Here is a 20,497-nt window from a genome sequence, read left to right as displayed (position 1 = left end):
ACCTGCTCGATGCGGCCCTGGCTCATCACCACGACGCGGTCGGCAAGCTCCAGCGCCTCTTCCTGGTCATGGGTGACGAAAACGGTGGTGTGGCCGGTCGTATCGTGGATGTCGCGCAGCCAGCGGCGCAGTTCGCGGCGCACCTGCGCATCGAGCGCGCCGAACGGCTCGTCGAGCAAAAGCACGGCCGGTTCGATCGCCATGGCGCGGGCCAGCGCCACGCGCTGGCGCTGGCCGCCCGAAAGCTGCGCCGGATAGCGTTTTTCCAGACCGGAAAGCTGAACGAGGTTGAGGAGTTCCGAGGCGCGGCGGCGGATTTCCTTCGCCGACGGGCGTGACGGCCCGTGCCGGACCTTGAGTCCGAAGCCGATATTGTCGGCGACCGTCATATGGCGAAACAGCGCGTAATGCTGAAAGACGAAGCCGACATTGCGCTCCTGGATCGACTTTTGCGAGGCATCCTCTTCGCCGAAGAAGATCTTTCCGCGGGTCGGCCGCTCCAACCCGGCAATCAGCCTGAGCAGCGTCGTCTTGCCGGAACCGGATGGCCCCAGCAACGCGATCAACTCACCCGACTTGATGTCGAGCGAAACGTCGTGAAGGGCCGGAAACCGCTCAAACTCCTTGCGCACGTTGGCAACGCGAACTTCCATACAAATCCCTTTTGTAGTTGATGCATGTCGTTATCCCAAAACCGGTTCCCACTTTTGGGCGACATGCATTTTGTCAGTGTCCGCGCGTCGCGGCGATCTCGGCGCCGTAGCGCATCTCGAGAAGTGTTTTCAAGACCAGTGTGACGAGCGCCAGGCCGGCAAGCAGCGAAGCGACGGCAAAGGCGGCGGCGGCATTGTACTCGTTATAAAGGATTTCGACATGCAGCGGCATGGTGTTGGTCAACCCGCGTATGTGGCCGGACACCACCGAGACCGCGCCGAACTCACCCATGGCGCGGGCATTGCACAACAGTACGCCGTAGAGCAATCCCCATTTGACGTTAGGCAACGTCACGTACCAGAACGCCTGCCAGCCATTGGCGCCGAGCGACAGGGCCGCCTCCTCGTCGCCATTGCCCTGCTCCTGCATCAGCGGGATCAATTCGCGGGCGACGAAGGGGAAGGTGACGAAGATGGTGGCCAGCACGATGCCCGGCACGGCAAACAGGATGACGATGCCATGCGCCTTGAGCCAGGCACCGAGCAGGCCTTGCGCGCCGAAGAGGAGTACATAGACCAGGCCGGAAATGACCGGGGAGACCGAAAACGGCAGGTCGATCAGCGTGGTCAGGAACGCCTTGCCCTTGAACTCGAACTTGGCAATCGCCCAGGCGGCGGAAATGCCGAAGACGACGTTGAGCGGCACCGAGATCGCCGCGACCAGAAGCGTCAGGCGGATCGCCGAGCGCGTATCCGGTTCCGACAGCGCCTGTGTGTAGGCCTCGATGCCTTTGGCGAAAGCTTCCTTGAAGACGATGATCAGCGGCAAGAGCAGGAAAATGCCGAGGAAGGCAAAGGTCACGATCATCAGCACGGTTCTCGCCGTGCGGCTTTCGGTCACCGCCGGCGACTGGCTTTCGTGGTGCGGCGCGTAGGATTTGATCTCCGGGTCAGCCATAGCGCTTGCGGCTCCACGTCTGCACCAGGTTGATGACCAGCAGCATCACGAAGGACAGCGCCAGCATGATCGCCGCGATCGCTGTCGCCGCAGCGTAATTATATTCCTCGAGCCTGATGACAATCAGAAGCGGTGCGATCTCGGATTTATAGGGCAGGTTGCCGGCGATGAAGATGACTGAGCCGTACTCGCCGACGCCGCGCGCGAAGGCCAGCGCGAAACCGGTGACGATGGCCGGCGCCAGTCCGGGAAGCAGGACGCGGCTGATGATCTGGAAGCGATTGGCGCCGAGCGTTGCGGCCACTTCCTCGACCTCCTTGTCGATCTCCTCCATGATCGGCTGCACGGTGCGCACGACGAAGGGCAGCCCGATGAAGATCAGCGCAATGACAATGCCGAGTGGCGTATAAGCGACTTTGATGCCGAGCGGCGTCAGCAGGCTGCCGATCCAGCCGTTCGGTGCGTAAAGCGTGGTCAGCGCGATGCCGGCAACCGCCGTCGGCAGCGCAAAGGGCAGGTCGACCATGGCATCGACGATGCGGCGGCCGGGAAAGCTGTAGCGCACCAGCACCCAGGCGACGATCGTGCCGAAGACGACGTTGACGGCGGCGGCAATGAAGGCGGTGCCGAAGCTGATTTCAAGCGCGTTGATGGTGCGGCGGTCGGTGACGATCGCCCAGAAGTCGGTCCAGCCGAGCGCCGCCGAGCGCCAGATCAACCCGGACAGGGGAATGAGGATGATGAGGGTGAGGTAGGCAAGCGAGAAGCCGAGCGTCAATCCGAAACCCGGAATGACGCTCGGCTGCCTGAACCGCCACCCCGCCTTGGCGGGTGCTGTGGTCATGTCGTCCTGATCTAAATGCTACTGGGCCGGCTTATAGATCTGGTCGAATATACCACCGTCGCCGAAATGATAAGGCTGTGCCTTCTTCCAGCCGCCAAAAAGTGGGTCGTCGATGGTGACCAGCTTGATCTCAGGCTGCTTGGCCAGGTCCTCCGCCGGCACCAGGTCGGGCTTCGAAGGGCGATAATGGTTCTTGGCGATGATCGTCTGGCCTTCCTTGGAATAGAGGTAGCTCAGATAGGCTTCGGCAACTTTGCGTGTGCCTTTGGCGTCGACATTGGCGTCGACCACTGCGACCGGCGGCTCGGCCAGGATCGAGGTCGGCGGGTAGACGATATCGAAATTGTCAGCGCCGAACTCGTCGAGCGCCAGATAGGCCTCGTTTTCCCAGGCGAGCAGCACGTCGCCTAGCCCTTTTTGCGCAAAGGTCACGGTGGCGCCGCGCGCACCGGTGTCGAGAACCGGGACATGCGCATAGAGATTGCCAACGAATCCCTTGGTCTTGGCCTCGTCGCCGCCATCCTTGGCGCTGGCATAGGCCCAGGCGGCAAGATAATTCCAGCGCGCGCCGCCGGAGGTCTTCGGATTGGGCGTGATCACCTGGACGTCATCCTTGACCAGATCGCCCCAATCATGAATGCCCTTGGGGTTTCCCTTGCGGACGAGGAAGATGATGGTCGAGGTGTAAGGCGCCGAATTGTTTTCGAATTTCGTCCGCCAGTCGGGATTGATCTTCTTCGTTTTCGAGACAATGGCGTTGATATCGCCTTCGAGCGCCAGCGTCACCACGTCGGCGTCGAGCCCGTCGATCACGGCGCGCGCCTGGGCGCCGGATCCGCCATGCGACTGCTGGATGGTCACCGTCTCGCCTGTCTCGGCCTTCCAGTGGGCGACAAAGGCCTCATCGAATTGCTTGTAGAGCTCACGCGTCGGGTCATAGGACACGTTGAGAATGGTGGTGTCGGCAAACGCGAAACCGAGCGTGCCGAACTGGACCGATGTGGCGACCAGTGCGCCGAGCAGTTTCCTGAAATGAGGTTTGGTCATTTCCGCCTCCGTTGAACTCGCGCCAAATCTACCGAATTGATAGAATTTAGATGCATTCAATGTTGCCTTTTTTGGCCTATTGAAGCAATTTTTCGCCTACTTTCGGCGATGGGAGGAACTATTTTCCCTTGCACGGGACCTGCGCTCCCGACGCGATTATCTAGAGACGGCTAGCTCTTCGGCAATGGCGGCGTCGCGTCCGAACGAGGTTTTGGCGGACTATTCGGCGGTGACGGGAAAGTTGAAGCGCTCTCTTGGAAACGGCTCGTTTTCCAGCGTGAAGTGCCACCATTCGCGTGCGTAATTCTTGAAGCCGCCGGCGCGCATCGCCTCGACAAGTTTTTTGCGGTTTGCCGCCGCTTCACTGGCGATCGGTCGGTGAGCCGTTTCGCTCGTCGGATCGAAACAGTCGAAACCGGTGCCGAAATCCAGCGTGTCGGCATCGGTCGCGCCGCAGGCCGGTTTCGGAGCGCTCTTGCGGTCCGCTCGCGTGATGGCGACATCGACCGTCGATCCGCGCGAATGGGTGGACAGTTCGCCGATATAGCCCTTGGCGATGAGATCCTTGCGCTTGACCTTTGGGTACCATTGCGGGTCCGGTGGTCCGCTCGTTTTTGTCCAGTCACCCATGTCGGAGACAGCACGCGCAGGGCGGTAGCAGTCGAACACGACCAGCGTCAGCCCTCCGGCAGCAATCGCTTTCTGCACTGCGGAAAGCGCTTGCGCCGCTTGGCTGGTGAGGACGCATACCGGCGCATCGTAACCGCTTACCTTGCGATGCAGGAAGTTTTCGAGGCCGGCATAGCGGATATCCTGCCGGATACCGGGATCGATGTCGGCCAGCCGAACAAAGCCGGCGGGGAGGGCGTCAGCAGAGGCCGAGGAAATACCGGCGGCCGAAAGCAAGGCGTAAAACCCAATCCGCTGAATCACCTGCCGGAAACTATTCAAGGGAAACTTTCACTCGACAAAAACCTTCACACTGGCCGCGCGCCCCGCCGCATCGATTACGGTCAGGGTGGAATAGCCGGCGCCGTCCGGCTGCCAGGTCGCGGTGCGCCGCCGGTCGATGCCGACCAGCGGCTTGCCGTTGGCCAGCCAGCGGAACGGTGCGCGGCCGCCTTGCAGCTTGAGCACCAGCGGCGAGGCGTCGGCCGAGGAAGTGCCGAGATCGACACGGGCGCCGTCAGGCGGAAAGACGATGGTTGGTGCAGGTTCGGTCGGCGTCGCCTGCACCAGCCCGTCGACGCCGGCGCCGAAGCGCGTCAGCGTCACCGGCAATTCTTCACGCTTTGGCCGGCGGACGCCGGACGGTTGGCTTGGCAGCGGCACGGCGGCTAGGCTGGAACGGACAAAGCCTTCGAACAGAATGGGCGCGGCCGAGACATAGCCGGACAGACCGGGCACCGCGCCGGCATCGGGGCGGCCGACCCAGACGCCGAGCACATAACGGCCGTCGAAGCCGACCGACCAGGCGTCGCGATAGCCGTAGGAGGTGCCGGTCTTGTAGGCGATGCCGCGTTGGGCGGCACCCTGGGGCGGCTTGACGCCCGACAGGATGTCCGTGATCTGCCAATTCGCCTGACCATCGAGGATGGTGGTGGTCGAGCGTTCGGTGTTCGCCGGCTCCGTGCCGTCATGCAGCGTGTGTGCCTTGCCGCCATTGGCAAGGCCGGCATAGAGTTGGACGAGGTCGCGCAGCGTCACTCCGACGCCACCGAGGCCGATCGCCAGGCCAGGCGCTTCGTTGACGGGCAGTATCGGCATCACGCCTGCCTGGCGAAAGCGCGCCATCAGCCGGGCCGGGCCGACCGCGTCGAGCACGCGGATCGCCGGCACGTTGAGCGACAATTGCAGCGCCTGCCTGATGCTGACATCGCCCTGATAGCCCATGTCGAAGTTCTTCGGCCGGTAACCGGAGAAATCGGCCGGGCTGTCCTCAATCAGCATCTCCTGCGCCACCAGGCCTTGCTCGAAGGCGAGGCCGTAGATGAACGGCTTCAGCGTCGAGCCAGGCGAGCGAACGACCTTGGTCATGTCGATCCAGCCCGAACGGCTGGCATCGAAGAAATCGGCAGAGCCGACCTCGCCAAGAATATCGCCGGTGCGGGCATCGGCCAGCACCATGGCCACCGAGAGGCGAGGGCCGAGCTTGGCGGCGGCATCCTTGGCCACCTGCTCCAGCCCTTCCTGGACACTCTTGCGGATCGTTAGTTGCAGCTTCTGGCCGGGAATGGCCTTGGGCAGCATTGCATAGGCAGCATGAGCAGCGAGCGCCGGCAAGGTCCGCCGCAGCCCCGACACATCGTCGAGCGCGGCTCGCGCGGCCTCGCGTTCGCCGAGCAGGCCTGCCGACACCATGCGGGTCAGCACGCGGTCGCGGGCGGCATGAGCGACTTCGAGGTTGCGGTCAGGGCGTCGCTTTTCCGGCAATTGCGGCAAAGCGACGAGCAGGGCCGCCTCAGAGACCGTCAGCCGCTTCGGCTCCTTGCCGAAATAGGCGAGCGAAGCGGCGCGCACGCCTTCGAGATTGCCGCCATAGGGCGCCAGCGTCAGGTAGCGTTCGAGGATCTCGCGCTTGGACAGCCGCCGTTCTATCTGGACGGCGCGCAGCATCTGTTTGATCTTCGAGCCGAGGCTGCGGCTGTCGCGCGGTTCGATCAGCCGGGCGAGCTGCATCGAGAGCGTCGAACCACCGGAGACGATATGGCCGCTGGTCGCGAACTGTCCGGCCGCACGCGCCAGTGCCAGCACGTCGACGCCTTGATGATCCCAGAAGCGCTTGTCCTCATAGGTGACCAGCATGTCGACGAACTGGTTGTCGACCTGGTCCAGGTTGGTCGCAAGCCGCCAATAGCCATCCGGCGTGGCGAAGGCCCGCAACAGCTGGCCGTCACGGTCCTGCACCTCGGTCGAGACCGTCAGCGCAGCCGGCAGCGGCGGCGGAAAAGCGCGGTCGAGCTGCCAGAGGGCGACAGCGGTGATTGCGGCGAAGGAAATGCCCGCAATGGCCGCTCGGCGGAGGAATCTTTTGGAGAGCACGGCGCCGCCCCTCATCCGCCTGCCGGCACCTTCTCCCCGTGGAGGACGGGGAGAAGGTGAATGGCCGCAACGCTGGCGACCCCCTCTCCCCGTCCTTCACGGGGAGAGGGTAAGGGTGAGGGGCGGCGCGGCATCACGTCGTTACCTGCAGTCAACCGGTCTGCGTCCCTCTCCATCGTTACGGCGCCTTGACCTCCATCATGCCGGTGGCGGTGCGGGCCGAATATTGCGGCCGGTACATGTCCTCGATCGTTGCCGCCGGGTGGGCGTAGATGCCCGGCGTCACCGCGCGCACGACGTAGGCGAGCGTGATGTTGCGGTCGCCGTCGCCGTCGTTCGGATTGAAGGCCGCGACGAAACGGTCGTTGCGGAATTCGAGATGGGCAGCATCGGTCTGCGCCAGCCAGGAGAAGTTCGTCAATTGGGCGCTGGAGACCAGGCCCGGATTGTCGATCTCGAAGCCGGCCGGCAACAGGTCGGTGATCAGCAGCCGCGAAGGCCAGGTGTTCTGCTCGTAAACCTTGAGCACGACGACATAGCGTTCGTTCTGCTTGACCTCCGTCACGTTGGCCTCTGTGCGGTCGAGCTTGTAGTAGGTACGGCTGATGGTAAAGCCGTTGCCGCCGGCCGGCAGAGGCTGGATCGGCGAGGCCACGGTGGTGACGACCGCCTGCAGCGGATTTCTGCCGGTGTTGACGATGGTCAGCGGACTGTCGGCCAGTTCGCCACCGGCGATCTGGTCCGAATAGCCGCCGGCATGCGGTGCGCCGTTGACGGTCAGCGCGATCGAATCATTGCCGGCCTTCAGCGCGCGGGCCGCCAGCAGCATCCAGGACTCGTCCTGGGTGCTGGTCCACCTGGCGTCGGCGCGTTCCCTGGTCACCAGCTGGATCAGCGCCGGCACGATGGTCGGCACCGGCTTGCTTTCCGCGGCAAGCGCCAGGATCGCCGCACCGTCACGCAGCGGCGAGCCATAGTCGGACCGGTAATAGTCATATTCCGGCGTCGACTTGGCCAGTTGCAACGCGGCCTGGAAGGTTGCCTCCGAGCGCTGCGTGTCACCGTAGAGCGCGAGAGAGGCCGCCAGTTGGGCGACGGCCATCGGGCTGGTAAAGGCTTCGAGCTGGGTGTCGGCGTAATAACGCAGATCGCCGACCGAGGCCTTCTTGTTGCGGGCAAGCACATAGAGCGCATAAGCGATCTCACTGCCGCGATCCTGGACGTCCTGGTCGTAGCCGATCGCGTTCTGCAGATTGCTCAGCGCTTGGTTCATCGCCAGGGCCGGCACGTCGTATTTCTGCTCGCGCGCCCGGGTCAGGAAATCGGTGACATAGGCGTCGAGCCACAGATCGCCGGAACCCGGACCCCACAGACCGAAGCTGCCGGCCGAGGCCTGGTAGCTCAGCACCTTGTAGATGGCGTCCTGGACGCGGCCATGCAGATCGGGGTCGCTGGCCATGCCGATGCCGGAAGCCATCTCGTTGACGTATAGAAGCGGCATGGCACGGCTGGTGGTCTGCTCAGCGCAACCATAGGGATAGCGGTCGAGCGTCATCAGCAGCGACGGCACATCGAAGGCAGCTGACTGCGAAACGCCGACGCTCACCGAAGCGCCATCGAGCAGGCTTGCCGCCAACAGTTCCTTGTCGACGCGCAGCGCGCCGCCATTGCCCTTGAGGTCGACGACCATGCGGGTGGTCACCGGCAGTTGCGCCGGGCGCACCGGCACATAGAGCGTCTGCTCGACGGCGGTGCCATCGGCATGCGCAAGCTTGATGGTGATCGAGGCGTTGCCCGCGGTCTGCGCAATCAACGGCACGGTCAGTGTCTGCCGCTTGCCTTTGGCCAGCGTCAGCTTTTCAGGCAAGGCGGCACTGCCGGTAGACAGGTCGCCCGTCGTGTCGATGGTCAGCTTGTAGTCGCCAGCGGGGCCATCGGTGTCGGCGACGTCGAGCCGCATGACGGCGGAATCGCCGGGCGCCAGGAAGCGCGGCAGGCCGGCGGTGATCACCACCGGATCGCGCACGATGACGTCTGACTGGGCATGGCCGACCGCTTCCTTGGTCCAGGCGACGGCCATGACGCGCACGGTGCCGTTGAACTGTGGTATGTCGAAGTCGATCCGCGCCTTGCCGTCGGCGTCGAGCTGGACCGGGCCGGAGAAGAAGGCGACCAGCTTTTCGGTCGGCGGACTGCCTTGCGACTGCATGTTGGCGCCATCGCCGCCAGTGCGCAGCTTGCCGGTCGTGCCCAGCGAGCCGTCGATCAGCCGGCCATAGATGTCGCGAACCTCGAGACCGAGCATGCGCTGGCCGAAGAACCAGTTCTCCGGATCCGGTACCTTGTAGTTGGTCAGGTTGAGGATGCCGACGTCGACGGCCGCGACCATGACATAGGCGTTGGTGCCGGGCTGCACGCCGGCGACGGCGACCGGGATCGACAGCTGCTGGCGCGGCATGGTCTTGTCCGGCGGCGCCAAGCTGACGGCAAGCTTCCGCGAGCCGGGATCGAGCTTCAGCCATTTGACGCCGATGGCGCGCGCCGGCATGCGCGTCTCTTGCGCATCGCCCGGCCTGAACAGCGTTGCCGTGACGTAGGCGCCGGCACCCCAATCGTCGCCGACCGGGATGTCGACGGTGCTGCCGCCGGCCGGCACGCTGGCGGTGACCGTCCTCAAGAGCTTGTCGGCGCCGATGGTGACGAGCAATTCGCCGGCAAAGTGCGGCGACACTTTGAGCTTGGCTACTTCGCCCGCCGCATAGGTGTCCTTGTCGAGCGCTATCTCGAGCCCGTCAGGCGTTTCGGTGGTCGTCGAGCTGACATACCAGCCGGCGTCGAACTCATAGCTGGTCGCCGGGCCTTCCGGATCGGCTGTCTCGATATCGAGCCGGTAGCGGCCCCAGTCGACCGGCAGCGACATGGTAGCCTCGCCATCGGCGCTCAGGTCGACCTGGCCGTTGGCCACCGCCTTGGTGAAGATGACCGGCTCATAGTTCCAGGAATTGCTCGAGCGGTACCACTGGTAGCTGCGCTCGACCTTGACCAGCGACCACTGCGCACCCTTGAGCGCCTCACGCTTGCCGTCGGGGTCGACGGCGATCAGGCTGAACTTGGCCGTGCCGCCTTGCGGCACCTCGTCGCCGTCGAAATCGGGGCGGATGCCGATCATGTGGCCCTGCGGGCGGATGCCGATATTCAGCGAGCGCTCGATCGCACGGCCGCCGGTCTCGCGCAACCGGACCGTGACCTTGGCATCGACCAGCTTGGTGGTGGATGGCAATTGATCGACGGAAACCGGGAAGGTCGCCTTGCCGTCGTCTCCGACCACCGGCAGGCCGGTGAAGGGCGTCACCGTTGGTTCGGCCGACTGTTCGTCGGCCAGACCGAAGGAATAGCCTTTGAAGCGGTCCCAGTCGCGGGCGGTCGACAGCGTCAATTCGCCTTCGAGCGCGAGGCCCGCGGCCGGCGCGCCATAGAGAAAGCGGCCGTCGACGGTGATGTTGGCGGTCTCGCCCTGGGCGATCTCCTGCTTGTCGGCGGACAGGTCGAACTCGATGCGATCCGGGACGAAGTCCTCGACCAGGAACATCTGGCTGGCAACCGCCGCCTGCTTGGGATCGGTGTGGATCGCCACTGTCCAGGTGCCGCGCATGGCGTTGGGTTCCAGCGGCAGGTCGACGGCGTGGCCGCCGGCCGATGCTCCGTCGCTGACGATGCGGCGGTCCTCGACGCCGTCGGGCCGCGAGAAGATGAAGGTGAGCGGCAGGTTCTCGACCGCCTTGGCGGCACTGTCGCGGGCAAGAGCCGAGACGTGGACGTCCTCGCCGGCGCGGTAGATGCCGCGCTCGGTCCAGGCATAGACGTCGAGCGCGCCCGGCGCCGCACGTCCGGCGACGCCGCGGTCGGACAGGTCGAACCCGGCGCGGCCCATATCGAGGAAGACGAAGTCGTCGTCGCCCTGCTTGGCCATCAGCACCGCCGGTGCCATGCCGCTGTCGCCGCGCGTCAGGCCGGGATTGAACACCGCCCGCCCTTCCGCGTCGGTGGTCGCGGTGCCAAGGATCTCGTTGTTCCTGGCCAGCAGCGTCAGCTCGGCGCGGGCAATCGGCTTGGCGGTTGCGAGCGAACGGGCAAAGACGTTCAGCCCATCCTGTCCGGTATAGGTCGACAGGCCGATGTCGGAGACGACGAACCATTGCGTGGCGTGCGAATCATAGTCGTCGCTGCGATCGTTGACGGCTTGTGCGGTCAGCACATAGACGCCGGGCTTGCGCTTCGGCAACGCCTCGTCGATGGGGAAGGAGGTGGTGACTTCCTTGTTGAGGTCGTTGGCGATGTCGAGCTGGCCTTGCCAGACCGGCTCGCCCATCTGTTCGGAGATGTTCGAAATGTCGTAGCCGTCAAGTTGGCGCAGGAACTGATACCCCGACAGAAGCTGGGCCAGCGAGCGGTCGCCGATGCGGAAGAGCTTCATTTCGGCGGCATTCATGTTGACGGTGACGACCGGTATGCCGCGGCGTGCGCCGGCGGGCAGCACGAAGCTGTCGCCGGTGAAGCGGGCCGAAGGCGCGCGGTCCTGCACGTAGATCGACAGTACCACCGGTGCCGCGGTGACCTCGCCAATGGCGGCCGGCAGGCCGGCGCGGAAGGTCACGTCATAATGCTGGCCGTGCTCGAGCCCTTCGACGCAGATCTGCTTGTCCTTGGCTTCGACGCCCTTGGGAGCGGCGTTGTCGACGGTGACGAACTGGGAATAATCGACGCCGGTCTTGACCAACTCCTCGGAGAACTGCGCGCAGATACGCGGCGCGCTGGTGTCGGCATCGACGGTATGATCGATGACGCGGAAGCCCTTGCGGGCCTTGAGATCCTGATAGGCGGCCCTGACCGCCGGCGAATTGACCAAAGCGAGGCTCGCCTCGTAGGCCTGCAGGGCCGGCCTGTAGAGGTCGCGGCGGTCAAGGCCGTCGCCGAGCAGCGCCAGCACGTCGGCGCGCGTCTTGGTGGTGCGCAGCAATTTGTAGGCGTTGAAGGCGGCGGAAGTGGCGTTCGCCGGTAGGGTCGACGGCTCCGAACTGTTGGCGGTCGGATGGACGGCAAGCGTTTCGCGCGCCAGCTCGAGCCAGAGCTGGCCATCGTCCGGCAGCACCGAAACCGCCGCTTCGTATTTGTGCATGGCCGAGCGATGATCGCCCGTCAGCGCCGACTGTTCGGCGGCGGCCCTCAGCGCCGTCAGCCCCTCTGTCGGCTTGGTGTAGGTCGGGCCGGTGAGCTTGTTGCGGTATTGCTGGGCCTGGTCGGCCATCCAGTTGGGGAAGAAGGCGAGTTCGGGTGGCGCGCCGATGTCGGGATCGCCATCGATGTTGACGACCTTGCCGGCGACGGCGCCGCCGAAGGGTTTCAACGAGTTGTAATCGGATTTAAGGAAGCACCATTTGGCCTTGAGGTTGTAGGTGAAGGCACGGCAGGCCGGGTCGCCGAGGCAGGTGGTCTTGCACTGATCGAGGCTGACATTCTGGTCGGATCTGAGATCGAAACCAAAATAGTCGGAATTATCCGATGTCACCACCCGCCGGGCTTCGGCCGCTTGCGCGACACCGCTCCAGGCGAAAAAGAGAAGGAAAAGAATCGATAGACCACGAGCCGCGCGCATTGCCATAAACCCCTCCAGACAAGTGCTTACGTCCAGAAATCTTCAAGCTTCAGTCGCGCTTGTCAACATCAGGACGCGGCAGGATCCGCCTGCCAACGGTTTGCTTTCCGGTCGGTGACCGGTAGTAGCTCCATAGGACAGGGGATCACGCTTTCTTGCGGCGACGCAGAAGGTGTGAGTTCCAAGCCCTGTCTATTTCAGCAATTGGATTGTGGCCCCTTTACGAGTGCTTCAGAACTTCATTCCAATTTTAGGTTTGCGAGCTAGGCTAGGAGCATAATGCCGGCGTATGAAAGGCAGATGTCGGGAGGAACCGCGCCACAGCGCGCGCTTTCGCGCGCCCTGCTTTTCGCTTTGTTGTGCTCGACGGCACTTGTTGCCGAAACCGGAAGTGCGGCAGCCTTCGAGATTTTCGGCATCAAGCTCTGGGGGTCGTCAAAGGACGAAGATGCCGACATCGTCGACCCACTGCGCTATGCCGTGACGATAGAAGCGCCCGACGCCGACGAGGATCTTGCCGAGAAGCTCGAAAACGCCTCGGCGCTGAAAGCCGACGAGGAACACCCGGTATCAGGTTCGCTGGGTCTTTTGGCCAAGGCGCGCAGCGACCGTGAGCAACTTGTCGCCGCGCTCTACGCGGACGCGCGCTACGAGGGTGTCGTCACCATCACTATTCAGGGCAAGCCGCTCGACGATCTACCGCCCGATGCCGAGTTTTCCGGCCCGCAGCCGATTCCGGTGGTGATAAGCATAGCAGCCGGACCCAAATTCACGCTTGGCAACATCAGGCTGAAAGGCGATGCAGCGGGGCTGGCAAGTGCCGACTTCGGTCTGATCGCCGGCGGTGACGCCAGTTCGGGCGCCGTGCTCAAGGCCGAGGCGGCGATCGTGCGGGCACTCAAGCAAGAAGGCAGGCCGCTGGCCAAGGTGACGGGCCGCGAGATCGTCGCCGAGCACGCCGGTTCGACGCTCGACGTGACGCTCACCGTCGCGGCCGGGCCGGTCGCCGGCTATGGCGACACCACTGTCGAGGGCACCGAAAAGGTCGACCGCGATTTCACCGAATATATGACCGGCCTGAAGCGCGGCCGCCAATATTCGCCCGATGAGATCGACGATGCGCGCGACCGGCTGCTCGGGCTCGAGGTCTTCAACAGCGTGACGGTGAAGGAAGCCGACGCGCTCGACGCCGACGGCAACATCCCGATCGGTGTCCAGGTAAGCGAACGCAAGCCGCGCTATTTCGGCATTGGCGGCAGTTTCTCAAACACCGAAGGGCTGGGCCTCGAAGGCTATTGGGGGCACCGCAATCTGTTTGGCCGCGCCGAAAAGCTGCGCATCGACGGCAAGATCAGCGGCATCGGCAGCAACGACTTGACCCAGCTCAATTATAATGCCGGCGTCATGTTCGAAAAGCCGGGCGTGGTCGGGCCGGCGTCGAAATTCATTGCCAGCGTCAATACCGTGCTGGAGCACCCCGACGCCTACGACCATTTCTCGATCAAGGGCAGCACCGGCCTGTCCTACGAACTCGACAAGAAGCAGACGGTTTCCGCGCAAGTCGCGCTCGACTATTCCAGGATCCACGACGCTTTCGGCAAGCACACCTATCTGATCGCCAGCATTCCGCTGCAATATGTCTACGATAATCGCGACAGCAAGCTCAATCCGACCAGGGGCTTCAGGGTGCTGGCCTATGCCGAGCCGAGCTACGACATTTTGAGCGGGGCTGCGTTCGTCAAGCTGAAGGGCGAGGGGTCGGCCTACCAGTCGCTCGATTCGGCCTCGAAATTCGTTTTCGCCGAACGTGTCGCCATCGGCTCGATCATCGGCGCCGGTCTTCAGGATGTTCCGGCCGACCGCCGCTTCTACTCCGGCGGCGGCGGCTCGGTGCGCGGTTATGCCTATCAGGGCATCGGCCCGAAGGACAGCAACGGAGAGCCGATCGGCGGGCTTTCCTTCTTCGAGACCTCGGTCGAGATGCGCATCGCTGTCACCGACAAGATCGGCGTCGTGCCGTTCGTCGATGCCGGCACGGTGTCCACCAGGCAGGTCCCCGATTTTTCGGACATGAAGGTCGGCGCGGGTGTAGGCTTGCGCTATCTGACGGCGTTCGGGCCGCTGCGCATCGACGCGGCAGTGCCGCTCAACCGCGGCCCCGACGATCCTCATTTCGGCATTTATGCCGGCATCGGCCAGGCATTCTGATGGCAATATTCAGGCGCATCCTCCGTATCCTTTTCTACACGCTGCTCATCGTGGTGGCAGCGGCGGTGGGGGCACTCGTCGTGCTGACCAAAACCGAGCGCGGCCGCGAAAACCTTGCCGGCATCATCTCGACCATGGCCTCGACCGGCGATCGCAAGGTCACTGTCGTCGGCATCGACGGTATCTGGTCGGGCGCGCTGAGGGTCGATCATCTCGTTCTGGAGGATCGCGAAGGCGCCTGGATGGTGGCGCGCAAGGTGGCTGTCGACTGGTCGCCGCTGGCACTCCTGTCGAAGAGCTTCAGCGCCGATCGTATTGGGGCCGAGCGTATCGAGTTGGCAAGGCTGCCGGTGGCCAGCACACAGCCGAGCCAAAGCGGGGCGACCACGCTGCCGGTTTCCATCGACGTCAAGCAGCTCGACCTTCCCGAAATCGCACTCGGGCAGGCTCTGGCCGGCAGCGGTGTCGCCGAGCTGGCAGCCAAGGGAGCGCTCAAGGCGGATGCCTCGCCGCTGGCTATCGAGACCAATCTCAACATCGTTCGCCACGACGGCAAGCAAGGCACAGTCGACGCCAAAGCCCATTTCGCGCCGGCCGACAACAAGCTCGACCTCGACCTCAAGGCATCCGAGCCGGCCGGCGGCATCATCGCCAACCTGCTCAAGCTGCCGGGCACGCCGCCAGTCGACATTGTCGTTTCCGGCACAGGACCGCTCGCCAACTGGAATGGTATTGGGACCTTCGTTGTCGACGGCCGGATCGTCACCCAACTGACCGGTCGCCATCAGCTCACCGACAAGGGTCATTATGTCGAGGCCAACGGCGATGGCGAATTCGAGCGCTTCCTGCCCGAAACCCTGAAACCGCTGTTTGCCGGCAAGACCAGCTTCGACCTCGCCGGCACAGCCACCGCGGCCGGTGGCGTCGATGTCGAGCGCGCCAATATCGACAGCGGCGCCGTGCACGCGACTGCCGCCGGCATTGTCGATCCGAACGGCGCCAGCGATCTTTCGGTGAAACTCGCCGCGAAAGGGCCGCCGATCGTGCTTAGCCTCGGCAGCGAGGCACAGCCGATAACCGTGGCGATCAAGGACGCCACGGCCCGCGCTTTCGGCGATGGCAAGGCGCCGATGGTGGATATCGGCGCGTCGCTGGTCTCCGTGGTGGCGGGCGGCACGCGGGTGGACGACCTGATCGGGCAAGTGCATTCTGATGGCTTCGACATCCAGAACCGTAGCGGGCCCGTCACCATCAAGCTGACGGCGGCCGGCCTGAACACCGACGTTGCGACATTGGCGCCGCTGATAACGGGAAGGGTCAGCGCCGGTCTCGCCGGCTCGGTCAGCAAGGAACAGGTCGTTGTCGACCAAGGCACGCTGCGCAGCGACGCGCTCAATGCGTCCGTGACGGCCACTGTGGCGCTGGCCGATCTGTCGATGACGCTCAAGATGAATGCCGACGCGGCTTCGGCGGCGCTGCCGCCGCAGATCAGCTCGGTTCTCGGCGAGCGCGTGCAGTTTTCCGCAACCGCGACACGCGACCCGGACGGTGCGTTCGCCGCCAACGCATTGCAGCTCACCTCCGGTACGCTTAGTGCCAGCGGCACCGCCAGTGCGCAAGGCACCGATATCCGGGCCGATATCAAGGGCACGCTCGGCGACGTGTCGGTACTGTCGCCGCTGGTCGGCGCGAAGGTCGGCGGCGCCGTCGGTTTCGCGCTGACGGCAAGCGGCGCGCGCAGCGCACCGGATTTCTCGGTTTCGGCCAACAGCGACAGCCTGACGGCGTCCGGCCATGCGGTGAAGCAGATCAAGTTGAGCGCGAGCGGCAAGGCCGACATTGCCAGCCCNGCCCTGCCGCCGATGTCTCGCTGACCGGCTCGGTCGACGACCAGCCGCTCGATCTCAAGGCATCGCTGGTCACCACCGACGGCAAGCGCTCCATCAATGGACTTGCCGTCTCACTGGCCGACAACAAGGTCTCCGGCGACCTCGGGCTCGACGACAACCTGCTGCCGCTCGGCACGTTGAACCTCGATGCCGCGGATATTGCTCCGCTGGCCAGACTTGCCGCCCAAACGGTAGCCGGCGACGTGCGTGGCACGATCCGTTTCGCGAATGACAATGGTGCGCCGACGGTCGCGATCGATGCGACGAGCGCCGCGATTTCGCGCGGCGAACTGGCGGCGAAGACAATCGCCGTCAACGCTCTGGTCGCCAATTATCTCAAAGCCCCGGCGATCTCCGGCAAGATCAAGGCCGACACGATCACCTCCGGAACCACGGTGATCAGCGGCATCGACGTCGACCTGAAGCGCGATGGCGACTGGACCGGCTTTAGCGGCGGCGCCACGGTCGCCGGCATTCCGGCCAGCGCGGCCGGGCGGGTCAGGGTTGCGAACGGCATCACCAGCATCGAGCTTGCCTCCGGCGAGGCGACCATCCGCGGCATCAAGGCAGCGGTCGCGCAGCCATCGACGCTGACAATCGCCAATGGCATGGTGAGCATAGAGAAACTGGCGCTCGGTGTCGGCGGTGGTTCGGTTGCCGTGTCGGGTACGGCTGGCCAGACGCTCGATCTCGCTGCCACCTTGTCGGCGGTGCCGGCAGCACTTGCCAATGATTTTTCACCGGGCCTCGATGCCGTGGGCGCGCTCAGCGGCACCGCGCAAGTCACGGGATCGTCGGCTGCCCCCGACATTCGCTTCAACGCCCAGCTCAGCGGCGGCGAAACCAGCCAGACCCGGCGGGCCGGGCTCGGGCCGCTCAATCTCGATGCGGCTGGCCGTTTCTCGTCGGCCAGCGGCGTCGCCATCGAGCATGCGACGCTTGCCGGCGAGAAAATCTCCGGCAAGGCAGCCGGCACCATCAATCCGAACGGTGCCAGCGATTTCTCGCTCGACCTCGCATCCACCGGCCCGAGCCTGCCGCTTTCGCTCGGCAGCAAGGAGAGCCCGATCAAGCTCGAGCTGCAGACGCTGTCGCTAAAGGCGGCCGGGCAGGGCACCCAGCCGAAGCTCGACATCTCCGCGACGCTGCCATCGGCCGCCACCAATCTAGCTAAGATCGAGGGCATCACGCTTGCGCTGCACTCCGACCGCTTCGACGTGAAAGCCCGGAGCGGGCCGATCTCCGGCTCGGTGACCGCCGAAAAAATCGGCCTCGACAATCCGACCGTCGCGCCGCTGATCGCCGGCAAGGTCACTGCCAAAGTCGCCGGCAGCCTTGCCGCCGACGCTGTCATCATCGATAGCGGCACCGTGACCAGCGACGCGTTGAACAGCGGCTTCAACGGGCGGGTCTCGCTGGCCGACGGCGCCATCGATCTAAATCTCAAGGCGGATGCCGCGTCGGCGGCGCTGCCGGTAGTGGCGCGTGGCATGCTCGCCGAGCGGACGCAACTCAGTGCCGCGCTGAAGCGGGACGCCAACGGCAATGTCACCGCCAACGCGATCAGGCTGTCATCAGGCGCGCTGACCGCAGACGGGCAGGCGAGCCTTGCCGATAACAAGCTGAGCGCCGACGTCAAAGGCGCGCTGGGCGACGTCTCGCTGCTATCCAAGGATGCCAAAGGCGCTATTTCTTTCGCGCTGAATGCGCAAGGCGCCAGCACCGCGCCGGATCTGTCGCTGACTGTCAACAGCGATAGGCTTTCGGTGGCGGCGCGTGAGATCACCGGACTGAAGCTCACCGCCACCGGCAAGGCTGATGCCGCCAACCCGGCGGCGAATGTACAACTCACCGGAAATGTCGCGGGCCAGTCGCTGCAGGGTAGTGCCGTGCTGGCGACATCGGACGGCAAACGCGCCATCAACGGGCTTTTGCTGTCGCTGGGCAAGAACCGTATTTCCGGCGACCTGGCGCTCGACGATGCCTTCGTGCCGGTCGGTACGGTAGCACTGGACCTGCCCGATATCGGTCCGCTTGCTGCCCTGGCACTGGAAAAGGCCGATGGCGATGTGCGCGGCACGATCGCCTTCTCCAAGGCTGGCGCCGTGCCGCAGGTCGCCATCAAGGCGACGACGGGCTCGATCTCGCGCGGCGATGTCTCGGCCAAGGCCGTGACCATCGATGCGCTGATCGCCAACTACCTGGCGGCACCGGTGATCTCCGGAAAAATCCGTGCCGACAGCGTCACTTCCGGCGGCACGGTTATCCGTGGTGTCGACGTCGATCTCAAGCGCGACGGCGAATGGACCGGTTTCTCCGGTGGCGCCACCGTGAAGGATATTCCGCTGAAGGCCGGCGGCCGGGTCAGGGCGGTCAAGGGCACGACGACGGTCGAACTTGCCTCCGGCGAGGCGACCATTCGCGGCATCAAGGCGGCTATCGCCCAGGCCTCGACCATCAACATCGCCAATGGAGTGACCAGCCTCGACAGGCTGGTGCTCAACCTCGGCGGCGGAACGGCGACGGTCACGGGCAAGGCTGGGCAGGCGCTCGACCTCAACGCGACGCTGGCCCGCGTCCCGATCTCGATAGCCAACAGTTTTTCGCCTGGCCTCGATGCCGCCGGCTCCGTCTCGGGCACGGTGAAGGTGACGGGCGCGCCGGCCAATCCGGCCGTCGCCTTCAAGATCGACGCCGCAGGCGTTCAGACGTCGCAGACCCGCGGTGCAGGTTTCGGCGGCATGGGCGTTTCGTCTTCAGGTACGTATTCGGGCAACAGACTGACCTTCGACGCCAACATGAGCGATGCCGCCGGCCTTGGCCTCAAGGGCGGCGGCACGATGACGACATCAGGCGCGCCCACCCTTGATCTCAACTTTTCCGGCAAGGTGCCGTTCGCCTTCCTCACCAGGACACTCGCCGCGCAAGGCCTGTCCTTGAGCGGCACGGCCGACGTCGATGTGCAGGTGCGCGGCCCGGCGACGTCGCCGGTGATCTCAGGCACGGTCCGTACGTCAGGCGCCCGCCTGGTCGACGCGCGCTCGGGGCTTGCGATCAACGACATCACCGCCGATGTCGCTATCGGTGGTGGCGTGGCCAGGATCAACCGCCTGACCGGCACGCTGTCGACGCGTGGCAGCCTTTCGGCCAGCGGCACCGTCGGCATCGATCCGGCTAAGGGTTTCCCAGCCGACCTGTCGGTCAAACTGGTCGACGGCCGTTATACCGACGGCAAGGTGGTCACTGCTAACCTCGGCGGCGACCTGACCATCAAGGGACCGCTCACCTCCGGGCCGGTGATTTCCGGTACCGTCAACCTGGCCAAGACCGTCATCACCGTACCCGAAAAGCTGCCCGGCTCGCTGGCCGAGCTCAACGTCAAGCACAAGAATGCGCCGGCAGCCGTGCGTGCGCAGGACAAGGCGTTGCGCCCGGCCGCTGCAAGCAGCGGTGGCGGCGGCAGTGGCCTCAACCTCGACGTCACGATCAATGCGCCGAGCCAGATCTTCATCCAGGGCAGGGGCGTCGACGCCGAGCTCGGCGGTTCGCTGCGGCTGACCGGTCCGGCATCGTCACCCCAGGCGGTCGGCACCTTCACCTTGCGGCGCGGGCGGCTGACGATCCTTGCCAAGCGGCTGACCTTCACCGAAGGCACGGTCGGCTTCTCGGGCTCTCTGGTGCCCTACCTCAACCTTACGGCGCAATCCAAGACAACCAGCGCCACCGTGACCATCGTGGTGTCGGGCGAGGCGACCAACCCGAAATTCACCTTCTCCTCGGTACCCGCGCTGCCGGAGGACGAGGTGCTGGCGCAGCTGATCTTCGGCCGTTCGATGTCGAACCTGTCGCCGCTGCAGATCGCGCAGCTTGCCGAGGCTGCCGGACAACTGGCCGGCGTCGGCGGCTCGACCTCCCTGCTGCAGAACCTGCGCAGCGCGATCGGCGTCGACGATCTCGACGTAATCACCGACGAAGAGGGCGGCACCGCCGTCTCGGCGGGCAAGTATCTCAACGACCGCACTTACGTGACGATCCAGAAGGGCGATAGGCCCGGCTCGGGCAAGGCAACCGTCGATCTCGACGTCGGGCGCGGCGTCAAGCTGCGTGGGGAGGCAACCGACGCCGGCGAAGCCAAAGGCGGTGTTTTCTATGAACGGGAATATTGAAACGGCTGTTCGCGCAGAACAGTTGGTTGCCCGAAGA

9 protein-coding genes are annotated in these 20,497 nt (G+C 64.6%); 2 read left to right on the top strand and 7 right to left on the bottom strand.

Annotated features, from left to right (window positions below; genetic code table 11):
* The 7 genes from X760_RS63010 to X760_RS62980 form a co-directional block, all read right to left on the bottom strand.
* On the bottom strand, nucleotides 1–653 hold a 653-nt coding region (locus tag X760_RS63010), incomplete at its 3' end, for an ATP-binding cassette domain-containing protein (protein ID WP_023720882.1).
* A 73-nt stretch (nucleotides 654–726) separates the two neighbouring features.
* Entirely contained in the window at nucleotides 727–1,611 is an 885-nt protein-coding gene (gene cysW / locus X760_RS63005) for a sulfate ABC transporter permease subunit CysW (protein ID WP_023720881.1), read from the bottom strand.
* Nucleotides 1,604–2,455: a sulfate ABC transporter permease subunit CysT gene (cysT, locus tag X760_RS63000; RefSeq protein WP_023720880.1), complete on the bottom strand. Its 852-nt coding sequence runs from the start codon at nucleotides 2,453–2,455 to the stop codon at nucleotides 1,604–1,606. Before cysT ends, cysW begins: the two co-directional genes overlap by 8 nt.
* A gap of 18 nt (nucleotides 2,456–2,473) precedes the next feature.
* Nucleotides 2,474–3,502 (bottom strand): sulfate ABC transporter substrate-binding protein, encoded by a 1,029-nt coding sequence (locus tag X760_RS62995; protein WP_023720879.1) that lies wholly within the window; start codon nucleotides 3,500–3,502, stop codon nucleotides 2,474–2,476.
* A 219-nt stretch (nucleotides 3,503–3,721) separates the two neighbouring features.
* Nucleotides 3,722–4,408 (bottom strand): M15 family metallopeptidase, encoded by a 687-nt coding sequence (locus X760_RS62990; protein WP_023720878.1) that lies wholly within the window; start codon nucleotides 4,406–4,408, stop codon nucleotides 3,722–3,724.
* 54 nt (nucleotides 4,409–4,462) lie between these two features.
* A complete protein-coding gene (gene pbpC / locus X760_RS62985; RefSeq protein ID WP_031194520.1) occupies nucleotides 4,463–6,559 on the bottom strand; it encodes a penicillin-binding protein 1C in 2,097 nt (698 codons plus the stop codon).
* Nucleotides 6,560–6,722: 163 nt separating this feature from the next.
* Entirely contained in the window at nucleotides 6,723–12,203 is a 5,481-nt protein-coding gene (locus X760_RS62980) for an alpha-2-macroglobulin family protein (RefSeq protein WP_023720876.1), read from the bottom strand.
* A 273-nt stretch (nucleotides 12,204–12,476) separates the two neighbouring features.
* Here X760_RS62980 and X760_RS62975 point away from each other — a divergent pair, with 273 nt between their 5' ends.
* Both X760_RS62975 and X760_RS73800 read left to right on the top strand, forming a co-directional pair.
* Nucleotides 12,477–14,405, top strand: a complete 1,929-nt coding sequence (locus tag X760_RS62975) for an autotransporter assembly complex family protein (protein ID WP_023720875.1) — start codon at nucleotides 12,477–12,479, stop codon at nucleotides 14,403–14,405.
* 2,026 nt (nucleotides 14,406–16,431) lie between these two features.
* Nucleotides 16,432–20,460 carry a translocation/assembly module TamB domain-containing protein gene (locus X760_RS73800; RefSeq protein WP_245278657.1) on the top strand — a complete coding sequence of 1,343 codons (4,029 nt, stop codon included), beginning with the start codon at nucleotides 16,432–16,434 and terminating at the stop codon, nucleotides 20,458–20,460.
* The last annotated feature ends 37 nt before the right edge of the window (nucleotides 20,461–20,497 follow it).

Source organism: Mesorhizobium sp. LSHC420B00 (genome assembly GCF_000503055.1).
GTDB lineage: Bacteria > Pseudomonadota > Alphaproteobacteria > Rhizobiales > Rhizobiaceae > Mesorhizobium.
The sequence above is the reverse complement of the archived record's forward strand: the minus strand, read 5'-3'. Positions and strand labels throughout refer to the sequence as shown.